Source organism: Exiguobacterium sp. s130 (assembly GCF_018619055.1).
Taxonomy (GTDB): Bacteria; Bacillota; Bacilli; order Exiguobacteriales; family Exiguobacteriaceae; genus Exiguobacterium_A.
Window position 1 is genome coordinate 103,599 of the sequence record NZ_JACSNI010000007.1, and the last position, 11,623, is coordinate 115,221.

The 11,623-nt window shown below is 46.9% G+C and carries 14 protein-coding genes; 7 read left to right on the top strand and 7 right to left on the bottom strand.

Features of this window, described 5'->3' with window-relative positions; translation table 11 throughout:
• Positions 1-8: 8 nt before the first annotated feature.
• From HZS85_RS14835 to HZS85_RS14850, 4 genes are all read right to left on the bottom strand, one after another.
• On the bottom strand, positions 9-1,502 hold the full coding sequence (locus HZS85_RS14835) for a peptide MFS transporter (protein WP_023469735.1): 1,494 nt from the start codon (positions 1,500-1,502) through the stop codon (positions 9-11).
• A 239-nt stretch (positions 1,503-1,741) separates the two neighbouring features.
• Positions 1,742-2,377 carry a Rossmann-fold NAD(P)-binding domain-containing protein gene (locus HZS85_RS14840; RefSeq protein ID WP_058704374.1) on the bottom strand — a complete coding sequence of 212 codons (636 nt, stop codon included), beginning with the start codon at positions 2,375-2,377 and terminating at the stop codon, positions 1,742-1,744.
• Between the two features lie 20 nt (positions 2,378-2,397).
• The gene (locus HZS85_RS14845) at positions 2,398-3,597 is read right to left on the bottom strand and encodes a glutathionylspermidine synthase family protein (RefSeq protein WP_214856695.1); all 1,200 of its coding nucleotides are present in this window, start codon (positions 3,595-3,597) and stop codon (positions 2,398-2,400) included.
• On the bottom strand, positions 3,594-3,923 hold the full coding sequence (locus tag HZS85_RS14850) for a hypothetical protein (protein WP_035395686.1): 330 nt from the start codon (positions 3,921-3,923) through the stop codon (positions 3,594-3,596). The genes HZS85_RS14845 and HZS85_RS14850 overlap by 4 nt, the downstream gene beginning before the upstream one ends.
• A gap of 147 nt (positions 3,924-4,070) precedes the next feature.
• Here HZS85_RS14850 and HZS85_RS14855 point away from each other — a divergent pair, with 147 nt between their 5' ends.
• From HZS85_RS14855 to HZS85_RS14870, 4 genes are all read left to right on the top strand, one after another.
• Positions 4,071-4,514: a hypothetical protein gene (locus tag HZS85_RS14855; RefSeq protein ID WP_214856696.1), complete on the top strand. Its 444-nt coding sequence runs from the start codon at positions 4,071-4,073 to the stop codon at positions 4,512-4,514.
• Positions 4,515-4,600: 86 nt separating this feature from the next.
• Positions 4,601-4,774, top strand: coding sequence for a hypothetical protein (locus HZS85_RS14860; RefSeq protein ID WP_023469740.1), 174 nt, complete (start codon positions 4,601-4,603; stop codon positions 4,772-4,774).
• A gap of 31 nt (positions 4,775-4,805) precedes the next feature.
• The gene (locus HZS85_RS14865) at positions 4,806-6,362 is read left to right on the top strand and encodes an ABC-F family ATP-binding cassette domain-containing protein (RefSeq protein ID WP_023469741.1); all 1,557 of its coding nucleotides are present in this window, start codon (positions 4,806-4,808) and stop codon (positions 6,360-6,362) included.
• 132 nt (positions 6,363-6,494) lie between these two features.
• Entirely contained in the window at positions 6,495-7,280 is a 786-nt protein-coding gene (locus HZS85_RS14870; protein ID WP_214856697.1) for an alpha/beta hydrolase family protein, read from the top strand.
• A 9-nt stretch (positions 7,281-7,289) separates the two neighbouring features.
• Here HZS85_RS14870 and HZS85_RS14875 read toward each other — a convergent pair whose 3' ends face one another.
• Genes HZS85_RS14875 through HZS85_RS14885 form a run of 3 tightly spaced genes read right to left on the bottom strand, consistent with a single transcriptional unit; the run spans position 7,290 to position 9,063 of the window.
• Positions 7,290-7,868: a ferric reductase-like transmembrane domain-containing protein gene (locus tag HZS85_RS14875; RefSeq protein ID WP_214856698.1), complete on the bottom strand. Its 579-nt coding sequence runs from the start codon at positions 7,866-7,868 to the stop codon at positions 7,290-7,292.
• Positions 7,856-8,746, bottom strand: a complete 891-nt coding sequence (locus HZS85_RS14880) for an FAD:protein FMN transferase (RefSeq protein ID WP_064300705.1) — start codon at positions 8,744-8,746, stop codon at positions 7,856-7,858. Before HZS85_RS14880 ends, HZS85_RS14875 begins: the two co-directional genes overlap by 13 nt.
• 11 nt (positions 8,747-8,757) lie before the next feature.
• A complete protein-coding gene (locus HZS85_RS14885; RefSeq protein WP_214856701.1) occupies positions 8,758-9,063 on the bottom strand; it encodes a hypothetical protein in 306 nt (101 codons plus the stop codon).
• Positions 9,064-9,164: 101 nt separating this feature from the next.
• Between HZS85_RS14885 and HZS85_RS14890 the strand changes: the two genes are divergently transcribed.
• The 3 genes from HZS85_RS14890 (at position 9,165) to HZS85_RS14900 (ending at position 11,497) form a co-directional block, all read left to right on the top strand.
• Positions 9,165-9,842 carry a response regulator transcription factor gene (locus HZS85_RS14890; protein WP_214856702.1) on the top strand — a complete coding sequence of 226 codons (678 nt, stop codon included), beginning with the start codon at positions 9,165-9,167 and terminating at the stop codon, positions 9,840-9,842.
• A complete protein-coding gene (locus HZS85_RS14895; protein ID WP_214856703.1) occupies positions 9,835-11,004 on the top strand; it encodes a sensor histidine kinase in 1,170 nt (389 codons plus the stop codon). Before HZS85_RS14890 ends, HZS85_RS14895 begins: the two co-directional genes overlap by 8 nt.
• A 79-nt stretch (positions 11,005-11,083) precedes the next feature.
• Entirely contained in the window at positions 11,084-11,497 is a 414-nt protein-coding gene (locus tag HZS85_RS14900; protein ID WP_214856704.1) for a DUF2231 domain-containing protein, read from the top strand.
• Positions 11,498-11,623 lie beyond the last annotated feature (126 nt).

Sequence of the window (11,623 nt, forward strand, 5' to 3'; positions counted from 1 at the left end):
TTCATGCATCAGCGAATACCGCGCATGTATTTTTGAAGTTTTGGTGCGAAAGCGAACAAAAGCAATCCGAAGATGACGGCAACGATACCCGTGATACCGAAGTACAAAATCTCCGTGTCATTCGTGTAGTATTTAACGATTTGTGCGTTGACCGCTTGACCCGTCGCGTTCGTCAAGAACCACAGACTCATCGTTTGCGCTGAGAAGGCAGCCGGCGCCAGTTTTGTTGTTGCTGATAGACCGACTGGTGACAAGAAGAGCTCACCGATGACGACGAGGAAGAAGCTCAGTGCAAGCCAGAGTGGACTAACTGACGTCTCCACACCGAACAGGATACCTGGTAGTGTCATGACGATGAACGAAAGTCCAGCGAACAGAAGACCAAACGAGAACTTTTGCATCGTCGTTGGTTGACGGTCACCGAGTTTGACCCAGAAGCTCGCAAAAACAGGTGCTAACACGATGATGAAGAGCGGATTCAACGATTGGAAGAATGCCGGTTGAATCTCAAATCCTAAGAATGAAAGGTTCGTCCGTTCACTTGCGAAGATGGAGAGGACATATGAACCTTGTTCTTGGATTGCCCAGAAAATCGCTGCTGCGATGAACAACGGAATATACGCAATCAAACGTGAGCGCTCATCATCCGTGATCTTTGGACTACGAAGCATGACTGTGAAGTAAGCGATCGGAATCAAGATCCCGAGAATCGTGACCATTAGAGTAAAACGAGAAATCGTCAACAGTCCTGTCATCGATGCAACGACACCGAGTACCGCAACGACGACGACAACGATTGATGCGATCGTGATGAAGCGTTTTTTCTCGTCCCCTTTTAATGGGTTCAAGACGTACGTACCCGCTTGACCAAGGTTTTTCTTTTTCGTCAAGACGAAGACGACAAGTCCTGCGAACATCCCGATGGCAGCGAGTGCGAAACCAGCGTGATATCCACCGCGGTCAGCCACTTCACCAACGACGAGTGGTGAGAGGAATGCCCCAGCGTTGATCCCCATGTAGAAGATACTAAAACCAGCATCGCGGCGGTTATCCGTCTTGCTGTACAAATCACCGACGATATTCGATACGTTCGGTTTCAAGAAACCAGTACCGATGACGATGAGTCCCATCGAGATGAAGAGGGCTGTAATGCCTGCTGGTAAAGCAAGGACGATATGTCCTAACATGATCAAGATACCACCATAGAAGACGGTCCGTGACGTACCGAGTAAACGGTCAGCTACCCATCCCCCAATGATCCCTGACATGTAGACGAGCGAACCATAAACGGCCATGATTGACGCAGCTGTCGTCTTATCGATACCTAGACCACCGTTGGCAACTGAATCGTACATGTAGAAGATAAGGATGGCACGCATGCCATAGTAGGAGAAACGCTCCCAAAACTCAGTGAAGAAGAGGGTGAACAACCCTTTCGGATTCCCGAAGAATCCTTTTTGCGGAACGGTCTTATAGACCTGATCGCGATCAAACTCTGCCATATGATCGGCTCCTTTCATCAATCCTAAATAAGTGCATAATCCATCATCTTTTCCCGCTTTCCCCAAACGATAAGCGTGACGAAACAGATAGGATACGAATACACTGTTTTGCCTGAATTGTCTCACTTCTTTTTTTATATATGAGACAGCACTTTACCATTCAACCGCAAATCATTTGACGAGTCAAATATTATTTACGTTACAAGAATAACAAAAAGAGCAGTCGACTACTCGACTGCTCAGGATTGCATCTGTTTCGATTCGATGATTGTAATTCCAGGCGGTGCATGTAATGTTTCACGTATCATCGCCGCAGCGACTTGACCAGCTTCGATTGGAGCAATGGCGCTCCGCTTCAACAAGGGGCGTAAAACCGTCGAAATTTTCGCAGCCGCTTGTTCGCCTAAGCGGAATTCATCTCGATCCCCTAATAACAAGGATGGTCTAAAAATCAATAACGCGTCATACCCCAGTACACGTAATCCGTTTTCTGTGTCCCCTTTTACACGATTATAGAAGGTTTTGGCATTCGGATGGGCACCGAGCGCCGAAATTAAGGCAAATCGTGTCGCCCCGAGGTCTAACAATTCACGGCCAAGTTCAATCGGATATGTGTAGTCAACCAAACGAAATGCCTCTTGCGATCCTGCTTGTTTGATCGTCGTGCCCAGTGCACAATAGACATGGTCGACGACAGGTAATTCGATTTCTGTCACACGATCAAAATCAATCACCCATTCTTCAAGTTTCGGATGAAAACGGCGCATCGGGCGGCGAACGAGAACATGTACCTCGCTATATGCATCTTCTGCCAACAAACGATCCACGAGTTCTTGTCCGACTAGACCAGATGCTCCTAAAATTGCTGCTCTCATACGTTTCTCCCTCCTTCATGCTATCGACCAATTGGTACGAAATAAGAACGGTTTCCAGTGATCCGTTCTCCGGCACGTACACCAATCGCACTTGGTCTTCCTCCTAAAATAAAGACACCGTACATATACGCGACTTCTCCCTCTTCCTGAAGTGAGTACGTCGGTAGTTCTTGATACGCTTGATAAACAGCCGGTTGATCACGAAACGTATGCTGTTCGTTCTTTAACATGATATTTCCGTGTCCATCATGGACCGTCACGGTATCTCCCTCACGCCCGAAAATCGGTTTTTTAACGAATGATCGCTGGCTTGAAATGAATGGATCAGCGGATAAGTACGTCGGTAAAAAATAACGCGCAATCGTCATGTGGTCCGTTTCGCTCAAGTACGGATGATTGGCTTCATGCAACATCCAGATCAATGCAAGAACCGACTTAGCTTGCATTAAAAAGGCAGACGGCGGGTTGATGATTTCGAGTCGACCCGTCTCGACGAGTTGCAGGAGTAATTGTCCTAAATTTCTTCCGTCCTCATCCCGGTCAAGTAAGGCCATCTCGATCGGAAAGGTTTGACGATATAAGATATCGATTCTTTTACCAGCCTCATCGTACAGACCTTCTTCCGGACGAATCTCTAATGCATGAAGTGGACAATAGGTCGCATCACTCCAAAACGACTGCAAATACTCAGCCGTCAATCGATCCTCGATGTGGTCACCATGTGAGGTGAAGACGACATGCGGATGCTGTTTCGTCCGATGTATCGCGGCTTCGATCGCACGACAGACAGTTGCCTTCAGCCATTTGTTTTCCCCATCGTTGACCCGTTCAAAACCTTGTTTTTCCGCTACGACATCATTGACTTCAAATACTTCTTTAATGAAAGTCGGCGTATCCGCGTTCCATTCCATGAGTGAGATACGATCTGCCGTCGCAATGAAATCAAAGCGTCCGATGACGGTCAACGGTCGCATCGTCTCGAGTCGTAAAAAAGCGAGACTCTCAGACGGGAAGCCAAGCTCTAGCAGTGCCTCATCATCCATCGATCGAAGAATCGGAAGTACTTTTTCAAATATCTTGTAAACTTCTTGCGCCGCGATATGCAGTTGGTCGATTCGTTCTTCCGAGATGGGCATGATTTCCGTCACAGCGTACGGTTCCCCGTCTAGCACATCCCAAAAACGATCGATGTCTCCGTAAAAGGTTTGTCGTCTACTCATCCGCCGAAAAAGCCGGAAGATGAGCCTGTTCCGAATCCCTTTGTCTTCGTGTTATAACTCTTTACTTCTTTTGATTTCGGCGTATACCCTTTTGTTCGCATCGCACTATGCATCAAGGCACGTGATGCGAAATAACTACCACCCCAGTAATAGTATCCTGAATGGGTTGATGAACTATCATCACAGTACCAAACGCCTTCATCATTATCATACTCATAGTCATCACAATCCGGATCATCTGGTCGTTCCGCTCGTGCATCATCCGATCCACACCCACTCAGTGTCGTTCCGATCAACAGTGTTGCAGCTAGTGTCGCTTGTTTCATCCAATTCACTGTCTCAGTCCCCTTTCCTTTTACTCTCTTTATGGATAGTATACGCTTTTTTGGAGAGAAAAGTTTCTTTGTTCTGCCGGAACTTTTTTTCCTTGAAGGTGGTAATAGTATCTATAGAATGAAAAGGAGGATTTACGCATGTCACTTGCCTACTATGTTGAAGAAAATGGTGAATTCCAGCCGATCTATCAATATGATCGCTATGCGATCGAACCGGAAGAGATCATCGCCCACCAACTTTGTGAATTCCATATCATCGAAGGACATCAATACGAGCTTCGTTCCAATGAGATGGCAGGTGATTACGATCAATTGATCGTCGATCATATCAAGGCATCACCGCGTGCGACAGAAGAACGCGTTTATCCACCGCACCAAATTCATATCGAGTTCAGACAGTATTTGTCCGACAGCGCTCAACCGCTCCTAAAGACATCAACGGTTCCGAATCACATCCAAGCGATGCGTTTTTTGATCAAAGACAAGATCGAAGTCGAAGGCCACGGTATTTTTGAGCGTGACAGCTGTGAAATCGATATCGACCGGAATTGTTACGTCGTCTATCTCGCCGATACACTTTGAGATGTAAAATCAGGTCTCTTCATTTCCAAGAGACGTTTTTTTTGGCATACTAGAAAGTAAGAACGAATCAATCGAGGTGAACGAACATGAGTGAACAACCAAAAAAACTATCGTTGCAAGAGGCAATGATCGAACGCTTGAAAGCAAAAAAACAAGCGCAAACAAAACGTCCGACTGGCTTACAAGGAACACAAACGAAACAATTGACGAGCCAACAGACGAAAAAAGCAAACAACCAGAAAAAACGGACAGGCGTCTAAGTCACAGGAATTCATGAAATAAGGAGTAATTATGAGTATTTTAACGGTATCTAACTTAAGTCACGGATTCGGTGACCGCGCCATTTTCGAAAATGTCTCCTTCCGCCTGTTAAAAGGCGAGCACATCGGTCTCGTCGGTGCGAACGGTGAAGGAAAATCGACGTTCATGAACATCATTACGTCGCAACTTGAGCCAGATGAAGGAAAAGTCGAATGGGCGAAGCATGTGCGCGTCGGCTATTTAGACCAGCACGCTGTCCTTGAAAAAGGATTAACCATCCGCGATGCACTTAAAGGTGCATTCCAGTACATGTTCGACATCGAACAGGAAATCAATGATTTGTACGGTAAAATGGGCGAAGTCGAGCCAGAAGAACTTGAAAAGATGCTCGAAGAAGTTGGCGTCTTGCAGGACATTCTGACGAATAACGACTTCTATACGATCGATGCAAAAGTCGAAGAAATCGCGCGCGGTCTTGGTCTTGATGAAATCGGACTCGATCGGGATGTACAAGAGCTCAGTGGTGGACAGCGGACGAAAATCCTGCTCGCCAAACTCCTTCTTGAAAAACCAGACATTCTCTTACTTGATGAGCCGACCAACTATCTCGATGTCCAGCATATCGAATGGTTGAAACGCTACTTGAATGAATATGAGAATGCGTTCATCTTGATTTCGCACGACATTCCATTCCTCAATAGCGTCATCAACTTGATTTATCATATGGAAAATCAAGAATTGAATCGTTATGTCGGTGATTACGACAACTTCGTTACGATCCATGAAGCGAAGAAAAAGCAACTCGAGTCTGCGTTCAAGCGTCAACAGCAGGAAATCTCTGAGTTGAAGGACTTCGTTGCTCGGAACAAGGCACGTGTCTCGACACGGAACATGGCGATGTCACGTCAGAAGAAGCTCGATAAGATGGATGTCATCGAACTTGCGCAAGAGCGTCCAAAACCAGAGTTCCACTTCCTCCAAGCACGGACACCAAGTAAATTGATGTTCGAAGCAAAAGGTCTCGTCATCGGATACGATGAGCCACTTTCGCGCCCTCTTGATCTGACGATCGAACGTGGGCAGAAGATTGCGTTGCACGGTGCGAACGGAATCGGGAAATCGACGTTGCTCAAGAGTTTGCTCGGTGAAATTCCAGCTGTCTCGGGTGTCGTTGAGCGAGGCGAGAACTTGCATATCGGGTACTTCGAACAAGAAGTCAAAGAGAAGAACTCGAATACATGTATCGAAGAGATTTGGAATACGTTCCCGTCTCTGACACAACAACAAGTCCGTGCCATGCTCGCGAAGTGTGGTTTGATGACGAAACACATCGAATCGAAAATCGAAGTGCTCAGCGGTGGGGAAAAAGCGAAAGTCCGTCTTTGTAAATTGATGAATACGGAATCGAACATCCTCGTACTCGATGAGCCGACGAACCACTTGGACGTCGAAGCCAAAGAAGAATTAAAACGTGCGTTACAAGAGTACAAAGGAACAGTCCTGTTGATCTCACACGAACCAGAATTCTATGAAGCTGTTGCGACAGACTTATGGAACTGTGAATCATGGACGACAAAAGTATTCTAAGCTACATCATACAAAAGATGGGATGCCCAGAAGGGTATCCCATCTTTTTAGTTCACACACTTAATCATTGCATGATCGTGCATCTTCACGCACACTAAGACTTAGAAAATGATTATGAAGGAGCGTGTTTTTTTGGAAACGATCACGAAAAAGGCAACACTATCCTATCTCCATGTTCCAAGCGGTGGTTCAGAACAGTTGATTGCCCGTCTCTATTCACCTGAACACACAGCGGATGCTCCACTGATTGTCCTCTTCCACGGATTTCCCGGGAAACAGTTGAACATGGACTGGGCAGTTCAACTTCAAAGCGCAGGATACCATGTACTCGTCACGTCGTATCGTGGAACGATCGGGAGCCCTGGAACCTTCCGATTCCAACATGTTTTGGAAGACGCGACCGCGACACTACAGCACGTCTGCTCAGAGTCTTTCACTGCCGAACATGGCATCAAGGCAGATCAGGTTACCGTCGTCGGTCATAGCATGGGCGGCTTCGCCGGTCTGCATGCTTTTGCTGAGACACCGGAGGCTGCACATTATGTCGGGATTTCTCCTTTTAATTTTGGTCTCGTCGGTCAGCTTGTCCTCGAACATCCGGAATACGAAGCTGCGCTACACGGTGTACTCGAGCGAGGAGCTGCTTTCCTGAATGGTGCCGCTGCTGACGCGTTACTCGACGAGTTGAAGCAGCATCATACGACTTGGAACTTACTGACGCTAAAAGAACGTCTAGCCGATCGCTCGATGTTGCTTATGACGTCAGAACGGGACGAAACATCGATCAAAGCGCTCCATCATGACTTATTGCTACCCGACAGTCCGTTCGAGGAAGCGATCGTCGATAGTGATCACAACTATATCGAGAATCGAGACGCTGCCTTTAACGAATGGACAGCTTGGCTCGCACGACAATGAAAAGAGCGCTCAGTGTACGACTGAGCGCTCTTTTGCTGAAGTTCGAGTCCGTTGCATAGGACGGATCCGCATCCGGTATAGGACGAGCGTAAACATCGTCAGTGTTGAGACAGCGTACCAAATCGTCGTAAATAGTGTTCCGGTATCCGTACCGATGAATAGACCGTGTGCCGTCATTAATAGCCAAGCAGGTAAGACGAGCCAGTGTGTCAATTTCCAAAGCGTCTTGCCTAACGTCTCCTTTAAGAAATCCGAAGTCACGAGAACGAACCCGAATAAGTAGAGACTAATCGTTCCTAGCGCATTCCAGAGTGGTTCATAAGAAGCTTGGCTCGGAATCAGGACTTCAAAGATCGTCAGTGGTGCGTATGAATCGACGATGATGAGCGTCGCATGAAGGACGATTGCGAGCAAACCTGCCCAGCCACTATATAAATGCACGTGATGCAGTCGTGCTTTTTGTTTTTTGAATGCCGGGTAGGAACCGAGCAATCCCGCTAAGACAGAAATCGTCATGAAGAAGTGCCCACTTAATCCACTCAACCGGATCATCGTCCATGTTGAGAACAACCATTTCATCCAGTCCATGTCTCACTCACTCCTTTCTGTTCACTTCGCCATTCCCCAGCAGTATCCAAAATCAATAATCGCCCTTTTGGAAACCAACGAAACAGCTTTTCTTGACGTTCTGTCTCTGTCATCTGAAAGGCAAGTTTCGTCATGACTTCCGCTTCATAGAGTTGTGGCGCAGATGCGGTCACTTGAAGAATCGGACTTTTCGTCGGACGTCCTGTTCGTCCATCCAATAAATGATGATGCGTCTGTCCGTCCGTCTTCCACGATCGATAGACACGGTTCGATGTCGCGACCGCGCCTTGTCGCAACTGCACATCAGCGACGCGTTGTTCGGTCTCGGGATGCGTGATCGTGATATTCCATGGTTCCTCATCAGACCAGACGATGACGTCGCCTCCCGCTTCAATCAATCCACGATTCCAGCTTTTTCGTAGTCGTTGCGCTGCAATCATCGCGGCAGCTCCTTTTCCGATGCCACCTAGGTCGATAAAACCGCCTCCGACTCGAGTCACGTCACATCCTTCAATGATGAATGGAGCGATTTCTGGTGGAGCAACCTCTTCATAAGCGACAGCTTGTGTGAAGGGAAATGATTGTCGATAGCCATTGGCTTGTTGTTGCGCCAGCAGGAATGGGGAAAAATAACGTTCGGTCTGCTCGAAATATCGTGTAGCGCGGGCAAGCAAGCGGGCTAACGGTAAGGACACCGATAACGTGTCGCCGATCCGTAAGCGATTCAATCGACTGACTTCACTTTGCTCATCAAAGCGTGACCACTGCCGATCCACATAATGAAAGAATCGGACAAGCTCCTCCCATTCTGCTTCATCGATCGGCTGATCCGTCACGAACCGCACCTGATTATGCATCGCATACAATTGTCGCTCCATCTTCCTCCTCCTTACCTCGAATGGCTAGACTGACCGTCACTCGATCCACCGGGTTGACTGAAGCCAGATGATTCATCACCTTGCCATTGATCATCATCGTCTTCGTAATATCCATCATCCCCTTCGTATTCGCCTTCATCATCGCTATACTGATTCCCTTGAGATGGTAATGTCGTATCGTTCGAATACGTATCGCCTGTCGAAACAGGTGTCGTCGAGGAATCGTTCGAACTGACACTCAACTGACCAATCGCAAGTCCGATGAAAACGGAACTACTAAGCCCGACGAGCCATTTCGCAAATGGTTTGGGTTTCATCTGTTTCCTCTCCCTTCTTGTTACGTTTACTGTATCGAAAAAAACTGACAACTAACTGACGGTAACTATGGGATAATGAGAAAAAAAGAGGAGCGATGTGCATGCACGTTTTGGTAGCAGAAGATGATCAGCGTCTTGCAAAGATGTTACGCCTCCATTTGGAGCGGGCAGGATATCAGGTAGATGTTGCGCAGGATGGAGTGGAAGCGCTCCTCCAATGTCAGACGTATCGCTATGACTTACTCGTTCTCGATTGGATGATGCCTCGTAAGAGCGGAGTCGAAGTCGCCGCTACCTTACGGAAAGAACAGTTCGAAGGTGGCATCTTGATGCTGACTGCTCGTGATACGGAAATCGATCTCGTTCATGGTCTCGATAGTGGAGCCGATGACTATCTCGTTAAACCGTTTCAATCGAATGAATTACTGGCACGACTGCGCGCGCTCAGTCGTCGTCAACAAAAGGCATTCGTGTCGACGGTCTCTTTCAATGGACTAGTCCTCGATCTGTCCTCACAAATGATTTCCTACGAGCGACATCCAATCGATTTAACACGACGTGAATTTGAATTCCTTTCTTTGCTCTTAAGACGACCTGAACAGGTGATGAGTCGTGAATTGATCATCGAAGTCGTATGGGGAATCGGAGCGGATATTACGGATAACGCGCTCGATGCGCTCGTCCGACTCGTTCGGAAAAAATTAGATGCGGTCGGAGCTCCTAATTTGATTCGGACAGTTCGCGGATTCGGTTATCGTTTAGGTGATCCGCATGCTTGAATCGATTCGAAAACGACTAACCTTGTTATTCAGTGGTTCGTTTTTTCTTGTACTAGTCCTCATCCTGATCGGAGTGTATGTCACAAACGCCCAATTGCTGAATCGGATGGAATTGAATCAATTGAAGAGCGTATCTGATCGAGATATCTTCGAACGGATCGAGCATGGGGAAGATCAATTCATTCGAAATCCGATCTACTTCCAGTTACTCGATGGTTCAGGAAACGAACGCTATGCAAGTCTGCCGCCAGACGTCGAGTCTAAAACACTGCACCGTTTTTTAAGCTCGAATGATACGACGCAACAAGTGGAATGGGATGATCGACACTTCTTACTGTATCAACGGAGTACCGAAGAAGGACGACTATTGCTGATGAAGGATATCTCTCCGACAGAAGATACCTTACAGCGATTGATTGCCGTTCTTGCGGGGATTGCGGTTCTCGCAACGATCGTCCTGACACTAGTCGGATACATTCTTGCTGGTCGAGCCGTCATTCCGGTGCAACAAGCATTCGATCGCCAACGTCGTTTTACGTCCGATGCTTCACATGAACTACGGACACCTCTGACAATCGTCTATAGCGGAATTGAATTGCTAGAAGCGGAATCACTTTCGAATGAAGGGCGTACGATTCTAGAGGACATTAAAGCAGAAACGGCAGGCATGCAGTATTTAGTCTCTGATTTATTATTACTTGCGCGAGAAGGACAAACTTCACCGAAACAGGAAGTTGATCTTAGTTCACTCGTCCAAAAGACTGTCGAACGTTTTCAGCATGCCTACTCGGATCGTGTCATCCATGCTTCGATTGCGCCTAACTTACGCATGAAAGGGGATGCCCATCAATTGAACCGCTTATTGACGGTCTTTCTTGAGAATGCTCTCGTCTACAGTGATGACGTCATTGATGTCTCCCTCGAAGAAACTACTACAGAACGCCAGTTGATGATACAGGACCGTGGGATCGGTATCGCTTCCGATCAACAAACTAAAATATTCGAGCGTTTTTACCGGGGGGATCATTCACGTCACGGAACAGGTACGGGCCTCGGCTTATCGATTGCTCAATCGATTGTCGATCAACATGGCGGTACGATTTCTATTGATTCAACATTAGGTGAAGGCACACGCTTCATCATTCATTTCCCCACTCTTTAAAACGGTGTCAGTTAGCTGTCAGATAAGCAAGGTAAAGTGAAATTATTCTTTATCATACTTATCTAAGGAGGTCTTTGATATGTTGGGAAACGTACCGCTTCATCCACTTCTTGTCCATGCACCGATCGCACTTTTATTATTCGCAACGTTATTGTTACTCGTCAGTCTGAAATGGACGCAATTCAAATTGTTCGCCCTCTTTACGCTAGTCGTTGGTCTGATTTCTGGAGTTGCTGCCTATTTGTCTGGAGACGGGGCAGAGGAGTATGCGGAAGCGAACTTAAGCAGCGTTACCCATGCTGCCATCGAAAATCATGAGCATTTCGCGTTGTTCAGTCTTGTTGCCTTTGGTGTCTCGCTGTTATTTTTGTTATTGGGTTACCGCTCAAACAAAAAAATGTTTTTATTACTCAGTTTTGTCGTTGCCATCGTCGGTAGCGGATTACTTGCTTATACCGGTCATCTTGGTGGTCAGATGGTATATGCTAAATAAAAAAGAGCCGGTCCATTTTCTCTTTTTATCAGAGAAGTGAACTGAACCAAAAAAGTTAGACAATAAATAATTTGTCAGGCGACCTTGAGGACCTGAGTCCGGTATTCCACCGGGCTCAGGTTTTTT

Coding starts and splice junctions, on each gene's coding strand:
- HZS85_RS14835 (WP_023469735.1), bottom strand. CDS start 1,502: ATGGCAGAGTTTGATCGCGATCAGGTCTATAAGACCGTTCCGCAAAAA.
- HZS85_RS14840 (WP_058704374.1), bottom strand. CDS start 2,377: ATGAGAGCAGCAATTTTAGGAGCATCTGGTCTAGTCGGACAAGAACTC.
- HZS85_RS14845 (WP_214856695.1), bottom strand. CDS start 3,597: ATGAGTAGACGACAAACCTTTTACGGAGACATCGATCGTTTTTGGGAT.
- HZS85_RS14850 (WP_035395686.1), bottom strand. CDS start 3,923: ATGAAACAAGCGACACTAGCTGCAACACTGTTGATCGGAACGACACTG.
- HZS85_RS14855 (WP_214856696.1), top strand. CDS start 4,071: ATGTCACTTGCCTACTATGTTGAAGAAAATGGTGAATTCCAGCCGATC.
- HZS85_RS14860 (WP_023469740.1), top strand. CDS start 4,601: ATGAGTGAACAACCAAAAAAACTATCGTTGCAAGAGGCAATGATCGAA.
- HZS85_RS14865 (WP_023469741.1), top strand. CDS start 4,806: ATGAGTATTTTAACGGTATCTAACTTAAGTCACGGATTCGGTGACCGC.
- HZS85_RS14875 (WP_214856698.1), bottom strand. CDS start 7,868: ATGGACTGGATGAAATGGTTGTTCTCAACATGGACGATGATCCGGTTG.
- HZS85_RS14880 (WP_064300705.1), bottom strand. CDS start 8,746: ATGGAGCGACAATTGTATGCGATGCATAATCAGGTGCGGTTCGTGACG.
- HZS85_RS14885 (WP_214856701.1), bottom strand. CDS start 9,063: ATGAAACCCAAACCATTTGCGAAATGGCTCGTCGGGCTTAGTAGTTCC.
- HZS85_RS14890 (WP_214856702.1), top strand. CDS start 9,165: ATGCACGTTTTGGTAGCAGAAGATGATCAGCGTCTTGCAAAGATGTTA.
- HZS85_RS14895 (WP_214856703.1), top strand. CDS start 9,835: ATGCTTGAATCGATTCGAAAACGACTAACCTTGTTATTCAGTGGTTCG.
- HZS85_RS14900 (WP_214856704.1), top strand. CDS start 11,084: ATGTTGGGAAACGTACCGCTTCATCCACTTCTTGTCCATGCACCGATC.